This window comes from Pseudoduganella sp. S-14, assembly GCF_049913285.1.
In the GTDB taxonomy this organism is placed as follows: domain Bacteria; phylum Pseudomonadota; class Gammaproteobacteria; order Burkholderiales; family Burkholderiaceae_D; genus Rugamonas.
The window spans coordinates 1,627,265-1,650,754 of sequence record NZ_CP183991.1 but is presented as its reverse complement, the minus strand read 5'-3'; the positions used below and the strand labels follow the sequence as shown (position 1 = coordinate 1,650,754).

Sequence of the window (23,490 nt, the reverse complement as noted above, 5' to 3'; positions counted from 1 at the left end):
ACTATGTTGCGTTTTCAGGGAGAGAACGATGACGATTCCAAAGGCCACGCGCGCGACCATCATGCCTTGCCTGCGTTACCGCGACGCGCCCGCCGCTATCGACTGGTTGTGCAAAACGTTGGGCTTCCAGACCGCGCTTGTGGTCCCCAACGAAGATGGCACCATCGCCCATGCCCAGCTTTCCTATGGCAATGGCATGGTCATGCTAAGCTCTATCTTTGACACCGACTACGGCCGTTTGCTGAAACAGCCTGCCCAGCTCGGGATGGTTGTCACCCAAACCGCCTACCTCGTCGTCAACGACGCCGACGAAGTGCATGCGCGCTGCGTGCAAGCCGGGGCGCCAATCGAGATGCCCTTGCAGGACGAAGATTACGGCGGCCGTGGATTTACCTGTCGCGATCCCGAAGGGCATGTGTGGAGCATAGGCACTTATGACCCTTGGGAGCACTGATGGGACGCACAGTTCACTTTGAAATCCAGGCCAGCGAGCCGCAAGCCCTGATCGATTTCTACGGCAAGATGTTCGACTGGAGCTTTTCCAAATGGGAAGGCGGCGAATACTGGCTGGTCGGCACCGGTGAAGTCGGCGCACCCGGCATCAATGGCGGCCTGCTGCCGCGCCGTGGCCCTCGGCCGGAAGAAGGCGCTGCCGTTAATGCCTTCGTCTGCACTGTCGACGTGGAAGACCTCGACCAATCCCTTGCGCTGCTAAAAGAACTCAAAGGCACGGTTGCCGTGCCGCGCATGCCGGTGCCGGGCGTCGGCTGGCTGGCCTACGCCAAGGATCCGGATGGCAACATCTTCGGCATGATGCAGAACGATGCCAGCGCTTCCTTCGAGGGGGCGTAAATGAGCGACGAACAGGCAATCCGCGACCTGGTCGCGGAATGGACCCGCGCTACCCTTGCAGCGGAAGTCAAGCGCATCCTGCCGCTGATGACGGAAGACGTGGAGTTCTATCTTCCCGGCCAGCCCACCATGCGTGGGCGTGCCGCCTTTGAAAAAGGCTTGCGTGCCGTGCTGGCATCGCATCGCGTCGAATCGCACGCCGACGTGCAGCAGGTGGAAGTCAGCGGTAACCTGGCCTATTGCACAACGCATCTGCGCGTGGCAATTACGCCACTGGCTGGCGGCGAGGCCATGCGCAAGGAAGGCAATGTGTTGTCGGTCTACCGCAAGAACGCTGCCGGCCAGTGGCAGCTGGCGCGCGACGCGAATATGCTCAGTTGATGGCCGCCACCAGGGCGGCGTCTGCCACCTGCGTCGGGCGGATCTTGATCAGGCTGCGATAGAGCGGAGGCAGGTGGCTGCACAATTCGTGCAGCGCCTGCTCCGGCATTGCCGGGCGCACATACTGGAACTGGGCCGGGTTGTTGTGTGGCAGCGCGCCTTCCATCGTCGATCCGTAAGAGCCCAAGGCCATGAAGCTCAACGCACTCTCATCCGGCCCGACTGCAAACACGAAAGTGCCGTCTTTCGGGTGGCCCAGGTAGTGCCGAACTTCGGCCTGCGTCGCCGCGTCGGCGCCTTCCATCAGCTTGTAGCGCAACTGCGCGTAAGCCCGCGTGCACTCCATGAAGGCGGTACGGATGGTGGAGGTCTGGAGGCGGCCGTGGCTGCATAACAGCAGGTTGCCGAAGGAATCCAGCAGCGCCACCGCATCACCCTTGCCGCCTTGCGCCTTGTCGCGCGCCATGGCTTGTTGCAGGTAGGGCGCCAGGCCCGCATCCGGCGTGCGCGGCTCGCAGCGGTAAGTCAGGGCATCGGGGAAAGCGCGCTTCAGTGCACGCACGATGAAATGGTCTTCCGGCAGCGTGGCCGGGTCTTTCAACTCCGCTTGCGGCGGATCGATGTTGAACAAGTCCATCACATTGGCCGAGGTGGCCTCGAACACCAGCGAGCATAAGGCTTGCGTCGGCTCGGCGATGGTTTTGCCGATGAAGAAGGGTTTCGGCGCAGCCCCTGCCCCACGCCGTGCATACGACGAACTGCCCAGCACGGCCGGGTAAGCAAAAGTCCGCTCGGCCTGCGGACGCAAAGCAACCGGCAGCGAGGGATAGAAGGCGGAACCGTTGTAGTTGATGCCGGCCTTGCTGTCAGGCGCTGCGACGACGACATTGAAACCGGCCGCCAGGATGGCGCCCGTGCACATGCAGCACGGGTCAAGCGAAGTCACGATGGTGATTTCTTCGGGCGGCGGCAGCTCATTACCCTTGGTCCTTTCGGCGAAGTACCAATCGATCAGCTGGCGCTCGCTATGCGCGGTTGGATCGTAGATCAGGCCATGCTTGATGACGTTGTTATGCAGCGCCTTGAGCACAGTGCCGCTGGCGTCCAGCATCACGCCCCCCACGCCGAAGGTGCCCTGGGTCTTTGCCGCAATGGCTTCGGAGGCCGCGATGGCGACCGCTGTCTGGACGTCGATGGCCTTCTTCACGCTTGCTTACTTCTTCAAGTCCCAGCCGCCAAAGGCTTCCGGAAGCAGCTCGGCGGCCGTGGTTTCACGGACGTCGCCTTTCAGGTTGGCCAGCACTACCGGCAGCTGGTTGCCGCCCAGTTCGAGCGTAACCTGGCGGCAGGCGCCGCATGGAGCGATCGGGTTATCCGTTTCGCCCACGACTGCCAGCTTGTCGAAATCGCCCGGCTGGTAGCCTTGCGCGACTGCGCTGAAGAAGGCCGTGCGCTCGGCGCAGTTGCACAGGCCGTAGCTGGCGTTTTCCACGTTACAGCCGTGGAAGATTTTGCCGTCTTTCGTCAGCAGCGCAGCGCCGACCTTGAAGTTGGAATATGGCGTGTAGGCTTTCAGGCGCGCGGCCTTGGCCTCTTCGATCAGTTTTTCGTTGTTCATTTACTCTCCAAACCCCGGTAAACCTGGGTCCGACCCAAGGGTCCGACCCTGACATACCCGCAGTCCGTGGCTTCGGCGCACCCGGGTACGGCCCTTGGGTCGTACCCAGGCTTACGGGTTTAAGGGCGAATCGTGCGATAAACGATAGGATTCGCCACCGGCGTCGTATCGGCAATCGTGTAAGCCGCCTGCACTTCGCGCACCGCCTGTTCAGCAGCAGCTTGCGTGCGAGCGTGCACCATGGCCATTGGCTGGCCAGCCTGCAGCGGCTGCCCCAGTTCGGCCAGGTCAGTCAGCCCCACAGCAAAGTCGATCGCATCGGTCGGACGACGACGGCCGCCACCCAGCGACACCACCGCCAGCCCGATATCACGGCAAACGGTGGAAGCAGCGTAACCCGCACGCGGCGCAGGCACCGGCACCACGATCGGCGCCTTTTCCAGGTGCTTGTCCATATTCTCCACCAGGTCGGACGGACCGCCCAGCGCCTTGACCATGCGCGAGAAGCGCTCGGCCGCTTCGCCGGAATCCAGCGCATGCTGCAACCTGGCGCGTGCATCGGCTTCATTGGTGGCCAGCTTGCCCAGCACCAGCATCTCGGCGCACAGCGACATCGTGACCTCATGCAAGCGTGCCGGACGGAATTTGCCGGTCAGGTAGTCGATTGCGCCGCGTACTTCCAGCGCATTGCCGGCCCATGGGGACAGCGATTCATTCATATCGGTCAGCAAGGCCGAGGTCAGCGTGCCCGCGCCATTGCCCACCTTGACGATGGATTCGGCCAATTCAACCGACTTCTCGTAGGAAGGCATGAAGGCGCCGGAGCCGACTTTCACGTCCATCGCCAGCACGTCCAGGCCTGCCGCCAGCTTCTTCGACAAGATCGAGCCGGTGATCATCGCCACCGATTCCACGGTCGCGGTCACGTCGCGGATCGAATAGAAACGCTTGTCCGACGGCGCCAGCGAGGAAGTCTGGCCGATGATGGCCACGCCGACATCCTTCACCACTTCACGGAACTTGTCGTTAGTCGGGACGGTCGAGTAGTCGGGGATGGAGTCGAACTTGTCGAGCGTGCCGCCGGTGTGGCCCAGGCCGCGGCCCGAGATCATTGGAACGAAGCCGCCGCAGGCCGCGATCATCGGGCCGAGCATCAGGGATACCACGTCGCCCACGCCGCCGGTGGAATGCTTGTCCATCACCGGACCCGGCAGGTTCAGGGATTTCCAATCCAGCACTTCGCCGGAATCGCGCATGGCCAGGGTGAACGCCACGCGTTCGTCCATGGTCATGTCGTTGAAGAAGACGGCCATCGCCAGCGCGGCGATCTGGCCTTCGCTGACGCTGTTGTCGGTGATGCCTTTGACGAAGAATTGGATTTCTTCCTTGCTCAGCACACCGCCGTCGCGTTTTTTACGGATGATTTCCTGGGGGAGGAACATTTTTTTATCTCTTTCTTTTTACTTCCAAACCGGTAAACCGGTGTCCGACCCAAGGGTCAGACCCGCGCATACCGAAGCCGCTGACTGTGATCTGACGGGGTCAGACCCTTGGGTCTGACCCAGGTTTACCGGTTTCAGACGCCGTAAGGAATCCAGATATTCTTAACCTGCGAAGCATGCGCCAGCACGACCCGCCCGCCCGCCTGCGCGGTCGAGAACCAGTCACGCCCCTTCGCACCGCCAGTCCAGGTACGCTTCAGCGAACCGGCCGACAGCTTCTCCACCTCCGCGCAACCAGCAGCGGATCCGTCGTGGCGCCACACAGCGTCAACGTCCGCGTGCGAAGCCAGGGTCCGCGCCAGTTCGTCCGCCGAACCGGTGACGATGTTCACCACACCACCCGGGAGGTCGGAGGTATCGAACACCTGGTACAAATCGGTTGCCGACAGCGGATACGCTTCCGACGGTACAGCCACCACCCGGTTGCCGACGGCAATAGCAGGAGCCACCAGCGAAATAAAGCCCAGCAGCGGATTCTCGTTCGGGCACACGATGCCGATCACGCCAATCGCTTCATTCAGCGCCACGGTGATGCCGTGCATAGGCGGCTGATGCGCCAGGCCGTCGTACTTGTCGGCCCAGGCAGCCCAGTAGAACAGGCGCTCGACGGAAGCTTGCACTTCCTTCTCGGCGTTCTTGGTGCCGGTCTGCGCAACGATACGCTCGGCGAATTCAGCGCCACGGGCAGCCAGGTTTTCAGCGATGTAGTACAGCACCTGCGCGCGGTTATGCGCGGTCGCCTTGGTCCAGCCGGTTGCCTTGTGCGCGGCTTCAACGGCGTTACGGATGTCCTTGCGATTACCCTCGCCCACTTCGCCGAGGAACTTGCCGTCGGCGCCGTGGATGGCGCGCGAGTAGGCGCCGTCAGGGCGGGCCTGCTTGCCGCCGATGTACAGCTTGGCGGTGCGGTCCACAGCAAACGGATCGGCCGATGGCGTGAACTCGGTTTCAGGCTTGGCAGGCTTCTTGAACGAAGGTGCGGCTGGACGTGCATCTTCCGACACAGGCACCAGGTATTCGAACATGCCTTCGCGCCCGCCTTCACGGCCGTAGCCGGATTCCTTGTAGCCGCCGAAACCGCAAGCGGCGTCGAACTGGTTGGCGGTGTTGATCCACACCACGCCGGCCTTGATCTGCGGCGCCATGTCCAGCGCCAGCGAGATATTCTCGGTCCACACGCAGGAAGCCAGGCCGTACACGGTGTTGTTGGCCAGTTGCACAGCTTCGGCAGGAGTACGGAAGCTCATTGCCACCAGCACCGGTCCAAAGATTTCTGCTTGCGCCACGGCGGCGGAAGTCGACGCGCCCGTGATCAGGGTTGGCGGGAACCACGAGCCGGTGGCAGGCAGTTCGCAGCCGGCCGGCTGGTACACCTCGCAGCCTTCGGCACGGGCGGAATCCACCAGGCCGGCGATGCGCTGACGCTGGATCGGATCGACCAGGGCGCCGATGTCCATCGACTTGTCCAGTGGGGAGCCCAGGCGCAGGTTGTCCATGCGCGCTTTCAGCTTCTTCAGGAAGCGCTCCTGCACGGATTCCTGCACCAGCAGGCGGGAGCCGGCGCAGCAAACCTGGCCCTGGTTGAACCAGATCGAATCGACCAGGCCTTCCACTGCGGCGTCCAGGTCGGCGTCTTCGAAGACGATGAACGGCGACTTGCCGCCCAGCTCCAGCGACAGCTTTTTGCCGGTGCCGGCGGTAGCTTCGCGAATGATGCGGCCAACTTCGGTGGAGCCGGTGAAGGCCAGCTTGTCGATGCCCTGGTGGCCGACGATGGCTTCGCCGGTGCGGCCGTCGCCGGTAACGATGTTCACGACACCGGCGGGCACGCCTGCTTGCTGGCAGATCTCGGCGAACAGCATCGCGGTCAGCGGCGTGAACTCAGCCGGCTTGAAGACGATGGTGTTACCGGCAGCCAGCGCAGGAGCGATTTTCCATGCCAGCATCAGCAGCGGGAAGTTCCAGGGCACGATCTGGCCGACCACGCCCACGGCGCGATGGCCTGGGAATTCTTCGTCCAGCAATTGTGCCCAGCCGGCGTGGTAGTAGAAATGGCGTGCCACCAGCGGCAGGTCGGCGTCGCGGGTTTCACGAATGGTCTTGCCGTTGTCCAGGGTTTCCAGCACGGCGAACAGGCGCGCATGCTTTTGCATCAGGCGTGCGATCGCGTACATGATCTTGGCGCGGCCATGGCCGCCCAGTGCTTGCCAGCCCGGCAGAGCCTTGCGTGCTGCAGTAACTGCGCGCGCCACGTCGACCGCGGTAGCCTGGGTCAGTTCAGCCAGTTGCGAGCCATCGGCAGGGTTGTAGCAAGCGAAGGTTTCGCCCGGCTCGGTCCACTGGTTGTCGATAAACAGGCCGAACTTGCGGGAGCGCTGCTCCAGCCACGCTTGCGCTTCTTTCTGGCTTTCTGGTGCAGGGCCGTAGTCCATGGTGTTGAGGATCTCGTTAATAGTTGGCATGGCGGTGTCTTCTTATGGTTGCGCGTGGCGATGGGCGGCGGAGTAGGCGCCGGTCACATGGTGCTCCAGCTGGCGCTCAATGTCGGTCAGCAGGGAAGAAGCACCGATACGGAACAGGTGCGGCTCCAGCCATTCATTGCCCAGTTCTTCCTTCATCACGGTCATGTATTGCAGCGCGGCCTTGGCGGTACCTACGCCGCCTGCCGGCTTGTAACCCACCTTGAAACCGGTGCGCTCGTAGTATTCGCGGATCGCGCGCACCATCACCAGCGACACAGGGATGGTGGCGTTGACGCCTTCCTTGCCGGTCGAGGTCTTGATGAAATCGGCGCCAGCCATCATGCAGACCCACGATGCCTTCGCCACGTTTTCCAGCGTCACCAGGTCGCCGGTGGCCAGGATGGCCTTCACGTGCGCTTCGCCGCAAGCCTTGCGGTAAGCCAGCATTTCATCGTACAGCGCTTGCCAGTTGCCGGTCAGTACGTGCTGGCGGGTGATGACAATGTCGATCTCTTTCGCGCCTGCGGCGACCGACAGTTCCACTTCGCGCACCTTGGTTTCCATGCTGGTCAGGCCGGCCGGGAAGCCGGTCGACACGGCGGCGATCGGCAAGCGGCCTTTCAGTACTGCGTCGGCGTGCTGGATCATCTCGTGATACACGCAGACTGCGCCGGTCATCAAGTTACGTTCCTGCAGACCCAGCGCTTCCACCAGGTCCTGGCGCAGCGGACGCATGGCCTTCATGCACAGGCGCTCGACGCGGCCCGGGGTATCGTCGCCAGCCAGGGTGGTCAGGTCGATCAGCTCAATCGCCTTCACCAGCCAGGCGGCCTGGTACTCTTTCTTCACGGTGCGGCGGTTCGCCAGCGATGCGGCGCGGCGGTCCGCGGCGGCCTTGTTCACGTGGATGTGATTCAGCCAGCCCAGGTCGAGGCCGATGGCCTCGTTGCGCTTGAAGTTTTCAATGATGGTCATAGCAGGTTGGTTCCATTGGAAAGAGGTTTCACGCCCAGGTGATGCGCGATGGTCTGGCCGATGTCGGAGAAGGTCTCGGAAATGCCGAGCGACTGTGGCTTGACGCCAGGGCCGAAGAACAGCACAGGAATATGTTCACGGGTATGGTCGGAGCCTGGTGCGGTCGGATCGCAGCCGTGGTCGGCGGTGATCACGCACAGGTCGCCATCCTTCAGGCGAGAGATGAATTCCGGCAGGCGCGCATCCAGCTCGTGCAGCGCGTTCGAATAGCCGGCAACATCGCGGCGGTGGCCGAAGTGCATGTCGAAGTCGACGAAGTTGACGAAGGTCAGCGACTTGTCGCCCGCTTCTGCTTCCGCTTCCAGCAGCTTGTCGAACAGCGCCATATTGTCCGGACCCTTCAGCACGCGGCTCACGCCTTGTGCGGCATAGATATCGCTGATCTTGCCCAGCGCGATCACCTCTCCGCCTTCGTTCTTCACGTGGTCCAGCAGGGTCGGCGCGCTAGGCGGCACGGCGTAGTCGTGGCGGTTGGCGGTGCGTTTGTAGTCGCCGTTGGCGCCCACGAATGGACGCGCGATGATGCGGCCGATGTTGTACGGCTTGACCAGCTCATAAGCCTTTTCGCACATATCGTACAGACGCTCCAGGCCGAAGTGCTCTTCGTGGCATGCGATCTGCAGCACGGAGTCGGCGGAGGTGTACAGGATAGGCTTGCCGGTCGCGACGTGCTCGTCGCCCAGGTCGTTGATGATGGTGGTGCCCGAGGCATGGCAGTTGCCCAGGAAGCCCGGCACGCCGGTCAGTTCCTGCAGCTTGTCGGTCAGCTCTTTCGGGAAGGACGGCACTTCTTTCGGGAAGTAGCCCCAGTCGAACAGCACCGGCACGCCGGCGATTTCCCAGTGGCCGGACTGCGTGTCCTTGCCGGTGGATTGCTCGCGCGCTGCGCCGTAAGCGCCGGTGAAGCCGTCGCGCTTGGCGAAGCCGGCGGCCCACTCGCCCGACGCGGTATGCGCGGCGGCAGCCAGGCCGAGGCCTTCCATGGTTGGCAAGGACATTGGCTTGCCTTCGTTGGCTGCCCATTTGGCGATGTGGCCGAAGGTGTTGCAAGCCTGGTCGCCGTACTTGGAAGCGTCCGGCGTTGCGCCGAGGCCGAAGGAGTCTAACAACAGGATAAATGCGCGGGACATGGTGTGCCTCTCTCAAAACCGTTAGTTCGGTGTCCGACCCGCAGGGTCAGACACCTGTGTGCCGCAGCCGCAGGCCGCCGATCTAAAGGTGCCTGACCCTGTGGGTCAGACACCGGCTTACCGGTTTAAGCCTTTGGAGCCTTGGCCACATTCTCCAGGAACGCCAGAATCAGCTTGATCAGCGATTCCGCGCCCACAGCCGCATACTTCAGCGTCTGCTCATGCGACAGAGGGAACGGCGACAGCCCTTCAGCCAGGTTGGTAACAACAGAAACGCCCACCACCTTCAGCCCGCAGTGACGCGCCGACACCACTTCCGGCACCACCGACATGCCGACAACATCAGCACCCAGCGTCTTGAACGCCCGGATTTCTGCAGGCGTTTCAAAGTTCGGGCCAGGGTAAGCGATGTACACACCCTCATGCAGGGTGATCGACTTGTCCGCAGCGGTCGACTGCAGCAGCTTGCGCAGGTCGGCGTCGTAAGCATTGGCCATCGAGAAGAAGCGCGGACCGAAACGCTCATCGTTCGGGCCCACCATCGGCGTACCAGGCAGGAAGTTGATATGGTCGTTCAGCGCCACCAGGGAGCCGGCATCGACTTCAGCGCGCAGCGAACCCGCCGCATTGGTCACGAACAGCATCTCGCAGCCCAGCAGCTTGATGGTGCGCACTGCGGAAGTCATCACCGCAGGACCATAGCCTTCGTAGAAGTGGCCGCGGCCCTTCAGGCAGACAACCTGCACGCCAGCCAGCGTGCCCAGTACCAGTTGGCCCGCGTGGCCATGCACGGTGGAGATCGGGAAACCTGGCAGTTCGTCGAAGGAGATCGACACTGCATCGGTCATCTGTTCGGCCAGCACGCCCAGGCCGGAGCCCAGGATCATTGCAACGCGTGGCTGGAAATTGGCCGGCATGCGAGCACGGATGATGGCGGCTGCCTGGAATGGGGTATTGGAAGACATGGAGTTCCTCGTTTTTATATCTTTAGGTGAGCTGGCCAGAACAGGCCCTGTGAACGTACCACGACACTATGCATCATCGTCTATATGTATGGCAAATACCATTTTTCTTTGCCATTTATACGCAAGCGCTATAAATATGGGTTTATTATAGGAGCGCCTTCCGTTTGACATGCAACGGACAAATGTTTAGCATCGCAAACAAATGTTTATAGCGAGCTTTTCGTGACCGATCTTTCCCGCAAGGAACAGCTTTACGCGCTGATCCGGGCCAACCCCTTCATCTCCCAGCAAGAGCTGGCGGAACAGCTCGCCTTGTCGCGCTCCGCCGTAGCCGGCCATATCGCCAGCCTGATCCGCGAGCGCAAGCTGCTGGGCCGGGCCTATGTGTTGCGCAACGAGCGCACTGTGCTGTGTATCGGGGCCGCCTGCCTCGATCGCAAGCTGCGCCCGCATGCCCCATTGCAAATGGCCACCTCCAACCCCGCTTGCGCCGAGGAAAGTTTTGGCGGTGTGGCGCGCAATATTGCCGCCAACCTGGCCCAGCTCGGCCTGCCCTGCTCCCTGCTGACCGCCCTCGGCGATGACTCCTCTGGCCGCGCCCTGCGCGCCCAGGCGGAAGCCTTCGGCATCGGCATGGAAGGCAGCCTGCAGGTCAACGGCATTGGCAGCGGCACCTACACCGCCGTGCTGGATGCTTCCGGCGAGATGGTGGTCGCGCTGGCCGACATGGCCATCTTCGACCAGCTCACCCCAGGCTGGGTGGCCAGCCGCCAGCCGCAGCGCAATGCCGCCGGCATGGTGGTGGCGGACCTGAACCTGCCGGTCGAATCGGTCGCCATGCTGATGGCGGATGCTCGCTCCTCTGGCGTGCCGCTGGTAGTGGTCGCCGTGTCGCAGCCGAAGATGGCGCGCCTGCCGAAAAGCCTTCATGGCCTGTCGCTGCTGATCCTGAATCGCGGTGAACTGGAAACCCGCTCCGGCCGCGCCCTGCCGACCGAAGCCGACGTGCAGGCAGCCTGCCACGAGCTGCAAGCCGACGGTGCACGCGACATCATCGTCACCTGCGGCGCCAGCGGCGTCTATCACACGCTGGGCAATGCGCTGCACTGGCTGCCGGCGCATGACGCCCAGGTAATCGACGTCACCGGCGCCGGCGATGCATTCTCGGCCGCCGTCTGCTGGTCGCTGCTGCAAGATCCCGAAAACCTGACCCTGGCTTGCGAACGCGGACTGAAAGCCGCCTCCATCACGCTCGCCAGCCCGCACACCGTGTCGCCCGAGCTGAGCGCCGACCTGCTCGCTACCGCGCATATCGAGGAGTAAATCATGCACCAATTCCTGTCCTTTTCCCCTGAAGTTGCCAACGCCCGCGCCACCGGCAAGCCGATCGTCGCACTGGAATCGACCATCATTTCGCATGGCATGCCTTACCCGCAGAACGTGCAGACCGCGCGTGAAGTGGAACAGATCATCCGGGATGCGGGCGCCGTGCCGGCCACCATCGCCATCATTGGCGGCAAGATCTGCGTCGGCCTGACCGAAGAACAACTGGAAGAACTGGGCAACTCGCCGGACGCGATCAAGGTCTCGCGCCGCGACCTGGCCTATGTGCTCTCGCAAGGCAAGCTGGGCGCCACCACCGTGGCGGCAACCATGATCTGCGCGCAACTGGCAGGCATCAAGGTCTTCGTTACCGGCGGCATCGGCGGCGTACATCGCGGCGCCGAAACCAGCATGGACATTTCGGCTGACCTGCAGGAACTGGCGCAGACCAATGTCGCCGTGGTGTGCGCGGGCGTGAAGTCCATCCTCGACATCGGCCTGACGCTGGAATACCTGGAAACGCACGGCGTGCCGGTAGTATCCGTCGGCCAGCCAGGCTTCCCTGCCTTCTTTACGCGCGAGAGCGGCTTCAATGCCGACTTCCAGCTCGACACCGCCGCCGAACAGGCATCCTTCATCACGACCAAGTGGGCTCTGGGCCTGAACGGCGGCGTGGTGGTCTCGGCACCGGTGCCGGTGGAAGAAGCCATGCCGAAAGACGAAATTGACGCCATCACCCTGCGCGCCCTGCAGGAAGCGGAAGAGAATGGCGTCACCGGCAAGAAGGTTACCCCCTTCCTGCTGGCCCGCATCAAGGCCCTGACCGAGGGCCGCAGCTTGAAGACAAATATCGCACTTGTGAAAAACAACGCGCGTGTCGGCGCTGCCCTGGCACGCGCGCTGCAGGAGCATCCATGTCCATCGACCTGAAACAGCTAAAGTACTTCCTCGCGGTCGCCGAAGAGAAAAGCTTCAGCCGCGCGGCCGAACGCCTGCATATCTCCCAGCCGCCGCTTTCCCAGCAAATCATGAAGCTGGAAGCGGAGCTGGGCGTGAAGCTGTTCGCCCGCACCACGCGTACCTTCGAGCTGACCGTTGCCGGCAAGGCGCTGATGCAGGAAGCGTCGGACCTGCTGGCGAAAATGCGCATGACCATCGACACCGTGCGCCAGATCGACCGCGGCGAAGTGGGCCGGCTGCGCGTAGGCATCGTGGGCTCGGCGATGTGGGGGCCGATTCCTTCCATGCTGGAAGAGTTCCAAAGCAAGTACCCGCGAGTGACCTGGACCATCCACGAGTCGGGTCCGACGGTGCAGTATGACGCCTTGCGTGCCAAGCAGATCGATGTCGGCTTCTGGCGCGAGCCGAAACTGGACGACGATGAACTACGGCGCGACAACCTCAAGCAGGAGCTCTGCTTCCGCGAGAACGTTTGCGTGGCAGTCAATGAGCACCATCCCCTGGCGAAGATGGACGCCATCGAATTGTCCGATATCGCGGACGATCCGATGCTGACGCTGGCGTTGGACAAGTCGGCGTTTCCGCGCTACCTGATCCAGTGCTGCGTCAATGCAGGCTTCCAGCCTGAGATTTTCCAGGAAGCGCACGAGCCGCAAACCTTGCTGGCCATGGTCGGCGCGGGCCTGGGCGTCACGCTGATGCCGGAGACCACGGCACGTATCGGCTGGCCGGGCGTGGTGTTCCTGCCAATTCGCACCAACCCGCCTTCGGCAAACCTGTACATCACCTACACCACGCTGGACGACGCGCCGGTTGTGCGTGCCTTCCTCAACATCTTGCGGCCGCCTCCCGCTGAAACCCGGTAAACCAGGGTCCGCCCCAAAGGTCGGCCCCTTTACGGTCTCAGGGCCGTCTGCCGCCGCGCAGACAGTGTCAGACCCTTGGGTCTGACACCGGTTTACCGGTTTTAGTGCGTAGCACCGCCAGCAGCAACCGCATCGCAGTCCGTCGCAAGCGCGGTACGGATAGCAACACGAATTCCTTCAATCATCTGCTCCAGCGCCATGCTGGCCGCGCCAGGATGGCGCGCCGCCTGTTCCGGCAAATAAGGAATGTGGATAAAACCAGCTTTCACGTCGTTGCGGCCGGCCACGGCGTGCATCAATCCATAGAACACGTGGTTGCAAACGAAGGTGCCGGCAGTCTGCGACACAGACGCTGGCAAGCCCGCCGCACGCAGGGCGGCAACGATGGCCTTGATCGGCAGCGTCGCAAAATACGCCGCCGGCCCGCCCCGCACAATCGGCTCATCCACCAGCTGCCGCTCCGCGTTGTCCTTGATCGGCGCATCGTCGACATTGATCGCCACCCGCTCCACCGAAAGATCGACGCGCCCGCCAGCCTGGCCGACGGCAATCACCAGCGCCGGATGCAACTCATCGATCAGCGCCGCCATGGCCGTATTCGCTTCGCCAAACACACAAGGCAGCTGGCGCGCCACGACACGGAAATCTCCCTCTCCCCAGCCATCCAGCGCCCGCACGGTTTCCCATGCCGGATTGATCGGCTCTTTATTAAAAGGCTCGAAGCCCGTCAGCAGAACAGTTTTCATAACAGGAAGTAAAGCAGAATGATATTTGCGCCCAGCAGCGGCAAGGCCGTCGGCACCTGCGCCTTGATCACGGCATTGCGGTCGGCCAGGTCCAGCAGCGCAGTCGGGATGATATTGAAGTTGGCCGCCATCGGCGTCATCAGCGTACCGCAATAAGCGCTGAACATGCCGATCGCCGCCATCACCGCGGGATTGCAGCCAAACTTCGCCACCAATACCGGCACGCCGACACCGCCCGCCATGACCGGGAAAGCGGCAAAACCATTGCCCATCACGATGGTGAACAACGCCATGCCCACACAATACACCGCCACGGCCACCAGCTTCGAATCCAGGCCAATATAAGTCGTCGTCACCTGCGCCACCGCCTTGCCCACGCCCGCTTCACTGAACAACAGTCCAAGCACCGCCAGCATATGCGGCAGCACGATCATCCAGCTCATGGCATCGATCAGGCGGCGCGATTCACGGCCGGCCTGCAGCGGCGTGGAACGCGTCAGCCAGCACGCCACGCCGACCGCGATCACGGCCGCGCAGCCAAGGCTGACCAGCGTGAGGTGTTTCGGGTCCAGTATCAGCAACTCGCCGATGCGCACATCCTTGAGCAGCGTGGAACCTGCCATCGTAACGGCCGGGATCACCAGTGCAGGCACGAACAGCCTGTGCCCAAGCCGCGCGGCGCTAGCCTGGCGCGCATCGTCCGGCAAAGCGTCCGGCTTGCCGCTCCTGACGCCGCCGAAGCCAGCCAGCAACGCCATCACGATCATCGCCAGCCCCACCATGGCCGGCGGCAAGCGCTCGCCAACCAGATAGACCGTCGCATAAAGGGTCCAGAACAGGCCCGTGGTCCAGCGGCGCGGGTTCGTGCGGTCGCGAAAGGACATCAGCGCAACCAGCGCCAGCATGACGCCCAGCAGGAAATAGAAGTATTCAACGCGGATGATCATGCAGTGCCGCCGGCTGTTGGCGCCAGGTAGCGGTCCAGCCGGCGCAGACGCCAGGCGTGGATGATGAAGGCGCTGATCGCCGTCGGAATACCCCACAGCGCCATATGCAATGGATCGACTTCAATCCCTTCCGCACGCAGCACAGTCTGCATGAGCACGATGGCGCCGAAGGCGACAAATATATCTTCGCCGAAGAACAGGCCTATGTTGTCGGTGGCAGCAGCCATGGCGCGAACCCGCTGGCGCTGCTCGTCGCTGAGCGCAGGGTTGCGAAGCTGCGCCGCTCCTTCCGCCATCGGCGCAACGACCGGCCGCACCATGTTAGGATGGCCACCCAGCGAGGTCAGGCCCATTGCGGCGGACAATTCACGGACCGCGAGATAAACAATCAGCAGCCGCCCAGCCGTCGCCGACCGCATGCGCGCTACTGCCGACTGCGCATGTTCGCGCAAACCGAAGCGTTCGAGCAAGCCGATTGCCGCCAGTGGCAGCAGGTAGATCATCGGCAGGTTACGCGTCTTGACGAAGGAAGTACCAAGCGACGCAAGCAGCGCCTCGGCCGGCATGAACGCAGCAAAGGCGGTAGTGAAACAGGCCGCGACAACCACCAGCACCGGGTGCAGCCGCAGCAGGAATCCAAGCACGATCACGGCCACGCCAAGCAGCGGCCACATATTGACAGCAGTTTGCATTTCTCCTCCCCCAAGGAAGGCCCCATGATACAAAAGAAAACGCGCACCGAAGTGCGCGTTTTGCGAGGGCGACCTTCCGATCAGAAGTTCGCCTTGAACTGCACGCCGTAGGTGCGCGGTTCGTTGACGATGCCGGTCAGGTTGTTGAAGTCGATCGCGCCCAGGGACTGGATGCGGTTGGTGATGTTGCGGCCGTAGGCGGCCAGCTCATACTTGCCGTCGTTCCAGCGATAACCCACGCGCAGGCCGCCTTCCAGCAGTTCCTTGGCCTTGTACTCGGTCGCTTCGTACAGGAAGAAGTTGTACGAAGTGCGGTATGCCCAGTCGGTATAGGCGTAGATCTCGCCATCGCCCAGCGGCTGGCTGTAGCGCAGGGTGAAGTTGTGCTGCCACTTCGGTGCGCGCGGCAGAGGGTTGCCGTTGATGAGGGCTGCGCTGCCAATCACGTTGCCGTTGGCATCCTTGAACTCGATACGTGGATCCAGCGGAGTGCAACCGCCGCCGCAGGACTGGACGAACAGGTCCGCATCCTTGATCTTGGTGTCGTTGTAGCTGGTGCCGAAGGTCACGGCCCATGCATCGCTCAGGTTGGCTTGCAGGTCCAGTTCCACGCCGCGGCCAGTGACCTTGTCAGCGTTAATCAACTGATTCATGTTCACGGTACCGGAGCCTGCGGTGAGCTGCTTGTCCTTCACGCGGTAGTTGAAGACGGTGGCGGACATGCGCGCGCGGCGGTCAAACAGGTCCTGCTTGACACCGAATTCCACGGACAGCGCTTTTTCAGCATCTGCTTGCGATGGCTTGGATGTCAGATCGAACAGGCGGCCCTGCATGGAAGGCGCACGGTAGCCAGTGGCGACGCGGCCGAAAAGGTTGGTGTCCTTGTTCAAGGTGTAGGTACCGCTCAGGTCCCAGCTCACGTTGTTCGAGGTGTCGTTCAGGTAATTAGTCGCTACATTAGGAGGTGGCAGCAGCGGCTCGACGCGAGTAGCGACGAAGTCCTTCTTGTCCTTGGTGTAGCGCACGCCGGCACGCAGCTTGAACGCATCCGACACGGTGTAATTGATGGTACCGAAGGCGGCGTACGACTTGGCATCCTGCTGCTGCGTCGCGTAAGCCGCATTCTGCGGATTGCCGGCGGTGAAGGAGTCGAAGGAAATCGAATCGATCTGGATATGCTCGTCGAAGTAGAACACGCCGGCGATCCATTGCAGCGGGCCTTTGTAATTGGACTCAACGCGGAATTCCTGCGACCACTGCTTGTGGTCTGGAATCAGGTCGGCGGTTTCGACCGGGAATGGGATGAAGCCTGGCCCCATCGGGGGATGGAAGGAAGCGCCGTAACCGCCGTCCACGTCGCCGCGGCTGTAGAAGTCCAGGGTTTCGTAGCCGGTGATCGAATGGAAGGTCAGGCCCGGGGTATCCCAGCGCAGTCGCAGGCTGGCGCCTTTGTTCTTCAGGTGCTGTTCATTGCCGCCGTCGGTCGGGTAGGACTTGTAGTCGAAGTTGTCGACCAGCTCATTGGTGCCCTTCTTCAGGATATTGGCGCGGAACAGGGTGGCATTGCCGTCCATGTCGCGGGCATGGACGTTCAGCAGCGCGCTGAAGTCTTTATTAGGCTTCAGCAGGAACTGGATACGGCCGGCGTTATCCTTGTAGCCTTCGAAATCGGTGGTCGGCGCGCCCGGGCGGTCGTTATGAACGCGGTTGCCGCGGTGCTGCGATTGCAGCGAGATGCGGGTGGCCAGCACATCGTTGATCGGGAAGTTGTATGCACCCTCATAGTTGCGCACGCGGTCCTTGCCGATGCCGACGTTGACATAACCTTCCTGGCGGAACACCGGCTTGGCGGAATCGAACTTGATCACGCCCGCCGGGGAGTTACGGCCGAACAGGGTGCCTTGCGGCCCGCGCAGCACCTCCACCTGGTCCACGTCGAACACAGGGAAGCCCTTCAGCATCGGGTTTTCCTGCACGATGTCGTCCATCACCAGGCCAACCGGCTGTGAAGCGTTCAGGTCGAAGTCGGTATTACCCAGGCCGCGGATATAGAAACGCGGGAAAGTACGACCATAGTCGGACTCCACGGATACGGATGGCGAACGGCCGTTCAGGAAACGGATGTCCTGGCCGCCGGAAGTCAGCACGTCCAGCTTCTCGCCCTTCAGGGTGGCGATCGCCATCGGCACGTCCTTGATGTTTTCAGCGCGGCGCTGTGCCGTAACGATCACGGTCTCCAGCTGGCCCGGCTTCTTCACTTCTTCGGTGGTGGTCATAGCTTCTTGCGCAATCGCGCCATGAAGGGGAAACGCGCTGGCCACGGCCAGGGCGATCAGGGAGTGCTTGAGGCGTTTATCCATACCCGATGTTCCAATCTTTAAAAGAAAAGTAAGGTAATGTTGCAATGGCGCAAATGCTAACACGAAAGGAAATACCCTCTCTTACTTACGAGAAACCCTTTATTTAGTTGACTTGCATATAAATAAGTAAGCAAAAACGTATTTGCCATACATATAGCGCCTGCTGCATAGTAGTGACGCACGAATCCATGCCGTGAGAAGCGGATTCGACTGCACGAACAAGTGATTGCAGTTTGATTACGTGCCCAAGATTTAATCAAGGGTACATGTACAAAATTTGCATTTGTGCGTTGTTGGCAAGCTACAAGGTGCCGTGGCGTGGGCTGGCGCGAAAAAGCGGAACTAGGCACTCCATAAAAATATACAATAACGATCTTCGACGGAGCCCTTACATGAAAATCAAACAACTTAGCATGATGATCGCCGCAGTTGCGGTAGCAGCCAGCGCAAACGCGGCTGATCCGAAGCTGGGCATCGTGTACGACGCTGGCGGCAAGTTCGACAAGTCGTTCAACCAGTCCGCTTTCGAAGGCGCTTCGCGCTTCCAGAAAGAAACCGGCATCAAGTTCATCGAAGTGCAAGCCAGCAGCGATACCCAGGCTGAGCAGGTTCTGCGCGGCCTGGCCCGCAAAAACCTGGACCTGATCGCTTCGATCGGCTTCGCCCAGACCCAGGCGGTGCAAAAAGTCGCCAAGGAATTCCCGAAAGTCCGTTTCGTCCTGATCGACGGCGTTGCACAGGGCAATAACGTCAATTCCGTGACGTTCAAGGAAGAAGAAGGTTCTTACCTGGTCGGCGTAGCCGGCGCCATGGCATCCAAGACCAAGAAACTGGGCTTCATCGGCGGCATCGACATTCCGCTGATCCGCACCTTCGCCTGCGGCTACGCCCAGGGCGCCAAATCGGTCGACAAGAAGGTTGAAGTGATTTCGAATATGGTCGGCACCACCTCCGCCGCCTGGAACGACCCTGCCAAGGGCGGCGAACTGGCGCGTGCCCAGTTTGACCGCGGCGTGGACGTGGTGTTCGCTGTGGCCGGCGGTTCCGGCATGGGCACCCTGCAGACTGCCAAGGAAAAAGGCAAGCTGTCGATCGGCGTCGACTCGAATCAGAACCACCTGTATCCGGGCTCCGTGCTGACCTCCATGGTCAAGCGCGTGGATAACGCCGTGTACGATTCCTTCATGCAGATGAAGAACGGCACCTGGAAGGCCGGCGTGACCGCCAAGGGCCTGAAGGAGGGCGGCGTGGATTGGGCGCTGGACGAGAATAACCGCAAGGTGATCACGCCTGAGATCGAGAAGAAAGTCATGGGCGCGCGCAAGGACATCATCGATGGCAAAGTGAAGGTCATCGACATCCGCACCACCAACGCCGCTTGCCCGGCCTAACCAGCAGTTCCAATAAAGAGAACGCGCCGACGGGAATGCCCGTCCGGCGCGTTTTTCAGTAAATAAGACCCGAAAATCCTTATGACGCCAGCAGTAGAATTCCGCAATATTTCCAAGCACTTTGGAGCGGTGAAGGCGAATACGGACGTCAGTTTCTCCATCGCCAAAGGGGCCATCCATGGCCTGGTGGGCGAGAACGGCGCCGGCAAGTCGACCTTGATGAGCATCCTTTACGGCTATTACCGCGCAGATGGCGGTGAAATCCTGCTGGACGGTAAGGTGCAGCACATCCACAATTCGCACGAAGCGATCCGCCTCGGCATCGGCATGGTGCACCAGCACTTCATGCTGGTCGAGAACATGACCGTGCTCGATAACGTGATGCTGGGCAGCGAAGGCGGCTTCCGCCTGCGCGAGCACCGCGCCACCGTTGAAAAGAAACTGCGCGAGATCTGCGACCGCTATCGCCTGGACGTCGATCCTCTGGCCACCATCCACGACCTGTCGGTGGGCGCCCAGCAGCGCGTCGAGATCCTGAAGCAGATCTACCGCTCGGCCAACATCCTGATCCTGGACGAGCCGACCGCCGTGCTGACCGCCCAGGAAACCGAATCGCTGTTCGAAATCCTGAAGCTGTTCAAGGAACAGGGCAAGACCATCATCCTGATCACCCACAAGCTGCAAGAGATCAAGGACATTACCGACACCGTCACCGTGATGCGCGGCGGCCGTGTAGTGGGTGCGGTGCAGACAGCCGACACCACCAAGGAAGAACTGGCCCAGATGATGGTCGGCCGTCCGATCGAGAACAACCTGCCGCGCGGTGAATACAAGCCCGGCAAGGCCGTGCTGGAAGTAAAGAACCTGCAGCTGTCCGACGACAATGGCGTCAAGCTGCTGCAGGACATTAACTTCACCTTGCGCGCAGGCGAGATCGTGGCGATTGCCGGCGTGTCCGGCAACGGGCAGTCCGAGCTGATGGAAATCCTTTCCGGCATGAAGCTGCCAACCTCCGGCGAAGTGGACTTCGAAGGCAAGGCCCTGCCCTTCCCGAAACGCGGCGATGCCGACGGCTTGCCGACCAAATTCCGCGAACTGGGCATCGGCCACGTGCCGGAAGACCGCCTGCGCGACGGCGTGATCAAGGCTTTCTCGGTCATGCAGAACACCTTCTTCGGCTACCAGGACAAGGTCAAGAACAAATGGGGCCTGATCGACTTCAAAGGCATCGCACGACGCTGCGCCGGCCTGATGAAAGAGTTCGACGTGCGCCCGGCCAATCCGGACCTGCGCATTGGCCTGCTGTCCGGCGGTAACCAGCAGAAGGTGGTGATCGCGCGCGAAGTGCTGGCCAAGCCGAAGCTGATGCTGGTCGGCCAGCCAACGCGCGGCGTGGACATCGGCACCATCGAATCCATCCACACCCAGCTGCTGGCCCTGCGCGACCAGGGCGTGGCGATCCTGCTGGTATCGGTGGAACTGGAAGAAGTACGCGCCCTGGCCGACCGCATCCTCGTGATGTGCGGCGGCAAAATCACCGGCGAACTGAAAATCGACGAATTCGACACCACCCGCATCGGCTTGCTGATGGGTGGCATGCATAAGCACTGATCATGACCACGAACGATATGCCACGCTGGGCAACCGGCTTTGTCCTGCCCATCCTGAACCTGCTGTCCGCCATGCTGGTGGCCGCGCTTGCGATCCACCTGATGGGCGAAGATCCGCTGGAGTCGATGCAGATCCTGATCAACAGCGCCATTGTCAATCCGGAAGGGCTGAGCTACACGCTGTTTTACGCCTCCACCCTGGTGTTCACCGGCCTGGCCGTGTCGATCGCCATGCAGGCCGGCCTGTTCAACATCGGCGCCGAAGGCCAGATGTATTTTGGCGGCCTTGGCGTAACGCTCGCCATGCTGGCCTTTGACGCATCCCTGCCATGGTACCTGCTGATCCCGGCAGGAATCGTCGGCGCCGCCCTGTTCGGCGCACTGTGGGCTTTCATTCCCGGCTACCTGCAAGCCAAGCGCGGCTCACACATCGTCGTGACCACGATCATGTTCAACTTCATCTGCGCCTCGCTGATGAACTTCATCATCGTCAAGTACCTGATCCCGGCTGGCGAGCAGAATACCGCCTCGCGCGTGTTCTCGGCCGCTGCCGAAATGCCGCGCCTGAATGCCTGGTTCCCGATCCTGGGCGAGACCCCGCTCAACATCGGCTTCTTCTTCGCCATTATCGCGCTGGTCATCTACGGCGTTGTCATGTGGCGCTCGGCCTGGGGCTACAAGATCCGCGCGCTGGGCCTGAACCAGCATGCGGCCCATTACGCCGGCGTCAAGATCAGCGCCATGATCATCCTCGTCATGCTGATCTCGGGCGCGCTGGCCGGACTGGGCGCAGTCAACTCCATCATGGGCTCGACCCACTACCTGTCGCTTAACTTTGTTGGCGGCGCGGGCTTCGTCGGCATCGCTATTGCCCTGATGGGCCGCCAGCACCCGGTAGGCATCCTCCTGTCGTCCATCCTGTTTGGCGCCTTGACCCAGGGCGGCTTCGACCTGTCGCTGGAAAAACCGAACATTCCGACCGAAACCTTCATTTTCATCCAAGGCCTGATCATCCTGTTCTGCGGTGCGATGGAATACCTGTACGCCCCGGCTATCATCAAGCTGCTCAAAGCACGCAAAGGTTAAGACCATGACTTTCGAAGATCTCCACCTGGGCTCCATTCTCGTCTCCACCGTGCGCAATGCGCCGGTGCTGATTTTCGCCGCCATGGCCGGCCTGTTTGCGGAACGCTCCGGCGTGATCGACATCGGGCTGGAAGGCAAAATCCTGGCCTCTGCCTTCGTATCGGCTGCCGTGGCTTTCACAACACGCAGCCCATGGCTTGGCATCCTCGCCGGCATGGGTGTATCCGTCGTGCTGGCCATGCTGCAAGGCTTTGTCGCCGTCACCCAGAAGGGCAACCAGCTGGTGGGCGGCATCGCAATCAATATCGCCATGAGCGGCCTGACCTTCGTGGTCGCGCAATATTTCTTCCAGCAAGGCGGCCGCACCCCTGACCTGGGCGACGCGCGCCTGTTCGACGTGGTGCTGCCGGGCAGCGCCGCCGTGGCTGACGTGCCTTTCCTCGGCTGGTTCTACACCAAGCTGATTGGCGGCCATTCCGTGCTGGTCTACCTGGCCTTCATCCTGGTGCCGCTGGTGCACTGGTTCCTGTATCACTCGCGCTTCGGCCTGCGCCTGCGCGCTTGCGGCGAGAACCCGCACGCAGCCGACGCGGCCGGCGTGTCCGTTGAACGCACCCGTTACGCCGCCATGCTGATCGCCGGCATACTGTGCTCCTTCTCGGGCGCCTACCTGGCCATCGTGCAATCGGGCTTCTTCCTGCGCGACATGTCGGCCGGTGCCGGCTACCTGGCGCTGACCGCCATGGTGTTCGGCAACTGGCGTCCGGTGTACACCTTCCTCGGCTGCCTGATGTTCGGCTTCTTCGGCGCAGTGCAGATCCAGCTCGAAGGCGTGGACCTGCCGGTGATCGGCCGCATTCCGGGCGCACTGATCCAGATGGTGCCTTACGTTGTCACCGTGATTGTGCTGGCCGGCCTGATGGCCAAGTCGGTGGCGCCGAAAGCCATCGGCGTACCGTTTGTCAAGTCGCGCTAAGCGCACCTTCCTCTACCCTGCGCCGGCCCAGGCCGGCCAGGGTCGCCAATCCCGCCAGCAGCATCAGTCCCGCCGCAGGTTCCGGAATCGGGGCTGGCGTGATGTTGAAAACAGTCTGGCTGCTCCAGTACCAGGTACGGCTCCAGTCTTCCCATCCGTAGCTCCATTGCGAGTATTGGTCTCCTGTGCGAAAGCCCGCGCCCCAGCCGGAGAACGCTTCGTCATTGCCCCACCAATTGGCATCGATCGTCAATTGCCCCGTCAACTTATAACTGAATGCCCCAATCTCACAGCGGAAATACGGGTCGCTCAGGCTCAGGCATCCATCCAGGTAATCGCGCCCCGCGATAGACAACGAGGTCAGCTCCGCCAGGGAAATGACGCCATCGAGATCCAGGTCCGTGCCGCGAAAGCCGCCATCCACGCGCGCGTCTTGCTGGAACACCCCATTCTCGTTAAAACCCGTGTAACTGAATCGCCATTCGTCAGCCCAAGCGCTGCCAGCGGCGCAAGCAAGAGCCAGCGCCAAACCAAGTTTGCGTGCCATGATGCCCTCCCTCGTGAAAACCGAGCTTTGATGCTAGCAGC

At 61.8% G+C, this 23,490-nt stretch carries 22 protein-coding genes; 10 read left to right on the top strand and 12 right to left on the bottom strand.

Features of this window, described 5'->3' with window-relative positions; genetic code table 11:
- Nucleotides 1–28: 28 nt before the first annotated feature.
- From ACN9MZ_RS07655 to ACN9MZ_RS07645, 3 genes are read left to right on the top strand one after another with little or no spacing between them, the layout of a single operon-like run.
- Nucleotides 29–454 carry a VOC family protein gene (locus tag ACN9MZ_RS07655; protein ID WP_426341604.1) on the top strand — a complete coding sequence of 142 codons (426 nt, stop codon included), beginning with the start codon at nucleotides 29–31 and terminating at the stop codon, nucleotides 452–454.
- Entirely contained in the window at nucleotides 454–852 is a 399-nt protein-coding gene (locus ACN9MZ_RS07650; protein ID WP_426337119.1) for a VOC family protein, read from the top strand. The genes ACN9MZ_RS07655 and ACN9MZ_RS07650 overlap by 1 nt, the downstream gene beginning before the upstream one ends.
- On the top strand, nucleotides 853–1,233 hold the full coding sequence (locus ACN9MZ_RS07645; RefSeq protein ID WP_426341603.1) for a YybH family protein: 381 nt from the start codon (nucleotides 853–855) through the stop codon (nucleotides 1,231–1,233). It begins immediately after the preceding gene.
- On the opposite strand, the gene ACN9MZ_RS07640 is transcribed toward ACN9MZ_RS07645, so the two are convergent.
- The 7 genes from ACN9MZ_RS07640 to xapA all read right to left on the bottom strand — a co-directional run bounded on the left by ACN9MZ_RS07640 (nucleotide 1,226) and on the right by xapA (nucleotide 9,945).
- The gene (locus tag ACN9MZ_RS07640) at nucleotides 1,226–2,440 is read right to left on the bottom strand and encodes a nucleoside deaminase (RefSeq protein ID WP_426341602.1); all 1,215 of its coding nucleotides are present in this window, start codon (nucleotides 2,438–2,440) and stop codon (nucleotides 1,226–1,228) included. The two genes, ACN9MZ_RS07645 and ACN9MZ_RS07640, sit on opposite strands and share 8 nt — an antisense overlap.
- A gap of 6 nt (nucleotides 2,441–2,446) precedes the next feature.
- The gene (locus tag ACN9MZ_RS07635; RefSeq protein WP_426341601.1) at nucleotides 2,447–2,851 is read right to left on the bottom strand and encodes a cytidine deaminase; all 405 of its coding nucleotides are present in this window, start codon (nucleotides 2,849–2,851) and stop codon (nucleotides 2,447–2,449) included.
- A gap of 119 nt (nucleotides 2,852–2,970) precedes the next feature.
- Entirely contained in the window at nucleotides 2,971–4,293 is a 1,323-nt protein-coding gene (gene deoA / locus ACN9MZ_RS07630; RefSeq protein WP_426341600.1) for a thymidine phosphorylase, read from the bottom strand.
- A 134-nt stretch (nucleotides 4,294–4,427) separates the two neighbouring features.
- A complete protein-coding gene (locus tag ACN9MZ_RS07625; protein ID WP_426341599.1) occupies nucleotides 4,428–6,815 on the bottom strand; it encodes an aldehyde dehydrogenase family protein in 2,388 nt (795 codons plus the stop codon).
- A gap of 12 nt (nucleotides 6,816–6,827) precedes the next feature.
- Nucleotides 6,828–7,790: a deoxyribose-phosphate aldolase gene (gene deoC / locus ACN9MZ_RS07620; RefSeq protein ID WP_426341598.1), complete on the bottom strand. Its 963-nt coding sequence runs from the start codon at nucleotides 7,788–7,790 to the stop codon at nucleotides 6,828–6,830.
- Nucleotides 7,787–8,980 (bottom strand): phosphopentomutase, encoded by a 1,194-nt coding sequence (locus ACN9MZ_RS07615; protein ID WP_426341597.1) that lies wholly within the window; start codon nucleotides 8,978–8,980, stop codon nucleotides 7,787–7,789. Before ACN9MZ_RS07615 ends, deoC begins: the two co-directional genes overlap by 4 nt.
- A 125-nt stretch (nucleotides 8,981–9,105) precedes the next feature.
- Nucleotides 9,106–9,945, bottom strand: a complete 840-nt coding sequence (gene xapA / locus ACN9MZ_RS07610) for a xanthosine phosphorylase (protein WP_426341596.1) — start codon at nucleotides 9,943–9,945, stop codon at nucleotides 9,106–9,108.
- A gap of 222 nt (nucleotides 9,946–10,167) precedes the next feature.
- On the opposite strand from xapA, the gene ACN9MZ_RS07605 reads away from it, so the two are divergent.
- Genes ACN9MZ_RS07605 through ACN9MZ_RS07595 form a run of 3 tightly spaced genes read left to right on the top strand, consistent with a single transcriptional unit; the run spans nucleotide 10,168 to nucleotide 13,094 of the window.
- On the top strand, nucleotides 10,168–11,268 hold the full coding sequence (locus ACN9MZ_RS07605) for a carbohydrate kinase (RefSeq protein WP_426341595.1): 1,101 nt from the start codon (nucleotides 10,168–10,170) through the stop codon (nucleotides 11,266–11,268).
- Between the two features lie 3 nt (nucleotides 11,269–11,271).
- Nucleotides 11,272–12,198: a pseudouridine-5'-phosphate glycosidase gene (locus ACN9MZ_RS07600; protein ID WP_426341594.1), complete on the top strand. Its 927-nt coding sequence runs from the start codon at nucleotides 11,272–11,274 to the stop codon at nucleotides 12,196–12,198.
- Nucleotides 12,183–13,094, top strand: a complete 912-nt coding sequence (locus ACN9MZ_RS07595; RefSeq protein ID WP_426341593.1) for a LysR family transcriptional regulator — start codon at nucleotides 12,183–12,185, stop codon at nucleotides 13,092–13,094. The genes ACN9MZ_RS07600 and ACN9MZ_RS07595 overlap by 16 nt, the downstream gene beginning before the upstream one ends.
- A gap of 101 nt (nucleotides 13,095–13,195) precedes the next feature.
- On the opposite strand, the gene pcp is transcribed toward ACN9MZ_RS07595, so the two are convergent.
- The 4 genes from pcp to ACN9MZ_RS07575 all read right to left on the bottom strand — a co-directional run bounded on the left by pcp (nucleotide 13,196) and on the right by ACN9MZ_RS07575 (nucleotide 17,839).
- Complete coding sequence (gene pcp, locus ACN9MZ_RS07590; protein WP_426341592.1) at nucleotides 13,196–13,840, bottom strand: pyroglutamyl-peptidase I; 645 nt, start codon at nucleotides 13,838–13,840, stop codon at nucleotides 13,196–13,198.
- Nucleotides 13,837–14,787: a DUF979 domain-containing protein gene (locus ACN9MZ_RS07585; RefSeq protein WP_426341591.1), complete on the bottom strand. Its 951-nt coding sequence runs from the start codon at nucleotides 14,785–14,787 to the stop codon at nucleotides 13,837–13,839. Before ACN9MZ_RS07585 ends, pcp begins: the two co-directional genes overlap by 4 nt.
- Nucleotides 14,784–15,479: a DUF969 domain-containing protein gene (locus ACN9MZ_RS07580; RefSeq protein ID WP_426341590.1), complete on the bottom strand. Its 696-nt coding sequence runs from the start codon at nucleotides 15,477–15,479 to the stop codon at nucleotides 14,784–14,786. Before ACN9MZ_RS07580 ends, ACN9MZ_RS07585 begins: the two co-directional genes overlap by 4 nt.
- An 80-nt stretch (nucleotides 15,480–15,559) precedes the next feature.
- Nucleotides 15,560–17,839 (bottom strand): TonB-dependent receptor, encoded by a 2,280-nt coding sequence (locus ACN9MZ_RS07575; RefSeq protein WP_426341589.1) that lies wholly within the window; start codon nucleotides 17,837–17,839, stop codon nucleotides 15,560–15,562.
- Between the two features lie 392 nt (nucleotides 17,840–18,231).
- On the opposite strand from ACN9MZ_RS07575, the gene ACN9MZ_RS07570 reads away from it, so the two are divergent.
- From ACN9MZ_RS07570 to ACN9MZ_RS07555, 4 genes are all read left to right on the top strand, one after another.
- A complete protein-coding gene (locus tag ACN9MZ_RS07570; protein ID WP_426341588.1) occupies nucleotides 18,232–19,230 on the top strand; it encodes a BMP family lipoprotein in 999 nt (332 codons plus the stop codon).
- Between the two features lie 81 nt (nucleotides 19,231–19,311).
- A complete protein-coding gene (locus tag ACN9MZ_RS07565) occupies nucleotides 19,312–20,841 on the top strand; it encodes an ABC transporter ATP-binding protein (protein WP_426341587.1) in 1,530 nt (509 codons plus the stop codon).
- Nucleotides 20,842–20,843: 2 nt separating this feature from the next.
- A complete protein-coding gene (locus ACN9MZ_RS07560; protein WP_426341586.1) occupies nucleotides 20,844–21,926 on the top strand; it encodes an ABC transporter permease in 1,083 nt (360 codons plus the stop codon).
- A 4-nt stretch (nucleotides 21,927–21,930) separates the two neighbouring features.
- Nucleotides 21,931–22,902: an ABC transporter permease gene (locus ACN9MZ_RS07555; RefSeq protein ID WP_426341585.1), complete on the top strand. Its 972-nt coding sequence runs from the start codon at nucleotides 21,931–21,933 to the stop codon at nucleotides 22,900–22,902.
- Here ACN9MZ_RS07555 and ACN9MZ_RS07550 read toward each other — a convergent pair.
- On the bottom strand, nucleotides 22,889–23,449 hold the full coding sequence (locus ACN9MZ_RS07550) for a hypothetical protein (RefSeq protein ID WP_426341584.1): 561 nt from the start codon (nucleotides 23,447–23,449) through the stop codon (nucleotides 22,889–22,891). The genes ACN9MZ_RS07555 and ACN9MZ_RS07550 overlap by 14 nt on opposite strands.
- Nucleotides 23,450–23,490 lie beyond the last annotated feature (41 nt).

Bases quoted from the DNA above. Each gene is read 5' to 3' on its own strand.
- ACN9MZ_RS07655 (WP_426341604.1), top strand. From the start codon at position 29: ATGACGATTCCAAAGGCCACGCGCGCGACCATCATGCCTTGCCTGCGT.
- ACN9MZ_RS07635 (WP_426341601.1), bottom strand. From the start codon at position 2,851: ATGAACAACGAAAAACTGATCGAAGAGGCCAAGGCCGCGCGCCTGAAA.
- ACN9MZ_RS07585 (WP_426341591.1), bottom strand. From the start codon at position 14,787: ATGATCATCCGCGTTGAATACTTCTATTTCCTGCTGGGCGTCATGCTG.
- ACN9MZ_RS07615 (WP_426341597.1), bottom strand. From the start codon at position 8,980: ATGTCCCGCGCATTTATCCTGTTGTTAGACTCCTTCGGCCTCGGCGCA.
- deoC (WP_426341598.1), bottom strand. From the start codon at position 7,790: ATGACCATCATTGAAAACTTCAAGCGCAACGAGGCCATCGGCCTCGAC.
- ACN9MZ_RS07600 (WP_426341594.1), top strand. From the start codon at position 11,272: ATGCACCAATTCCTGTCCTTTTCCCCTGAAGTTGCCAACGCCCGCGCC.
- ACN9MZ_RS07565 (WP_426341587.1), top strand. From the start codon at position 19,312: ATGACGCCAGCAGTAGAATTCCGCAATATTTCCAAGCACTTTGGAGCG.
- ACN9MZ_RS07550 (WP_426341584.1), bottom strand. From the start codon at position 23,449: ATGGCACGCAAACTTGGTTTGGCGCTGGCTCTTGCTTGCGCCGCTGGC.
- ACN9MZ_RS07645 (WP_426341603.1), top strand. From the start codon at position 853: ATGAGCGACGAACAGGCAATCCGCGACCTGGTCGCGGAATGGACCCGC.
- ACN9MZ_RS07575 (WP_426341589.1), bottom strand. From the start codon at position 17,839: ATGGATAAACGCCTCAAGCACTCCCTGATCGCCCTGGCCGTGGCCAGC.
- ACN9MZ_RS07625 (WP_426341599.1), bottom strand. From the start codon at position 6,815: ATGCCAACTATTAACGAGATCCTCAACACCATGGACTACGGCCCTGCA.
- ACN9MZ_RS07570 (WP_426341588.1), top strand. From the start codon at position 18,232: ATGAAAATCAAACAACTTAGCATGATGATCGCCGCAGTTGCGGTAGCA.
- xapA (WP_426341596.1), bottom strand. From the start codon at position 9,945: ATGTCTTCCAATACCCCATTCCAGGCAGCCGCCATCATCCGTGCTCGC.
- deoA (WP_426341600.1), bottom strand. From the start codon at position 4,293: ATGTTCCTCCCCCAGGAAATCATCCGTAAAAAACGCGACGGCGGTGTG.
- ACN9MZ_RS07580 (WP_426341590.1), bottom strand. From the start codon at position 15,479: ATGCAAACTGCTGTCAATATGTGGCCGCTGCTTGGCGTGGCCGTGATC.
- ACN9MZ_RS07650 (WP_426337119.1), top strand. From the start codon at position 454: ATGGGACGCACAGTTCACTTTGAAATCCAGGCCAGCGAGCCGCAAGCC.
- pcp (WP_426341592.1), bottom strand. From the start codon at position 13,840: ATGAAAACTGTTCTGCTGACGGGCTTCGAGCCTTTTAATAAAGAGCCG.
- ACN9MZ_RS07595 (WP_426341593.1), top strand. From the start codon at position 12,183: ATGTCCATCGACCTGAAACAGCTAAAGTACTTCCTCGCGGTCGCCGAA.
- ACN9MZ_RS07555 (WP_426341585.1), top strand. From the start codon at position 21,931: ATGACTTTCGAAGATCTCCACCTGGGCTCCATTCTCGTCTCCACCGTG.
- ACN9MZ_RS07560 (WP_426341586.1), top strand. From the start codon at position 20,844: ATGACCACGAACGATATGCCACGCTGGGCAACCGGCTTTGTCCTGCCC.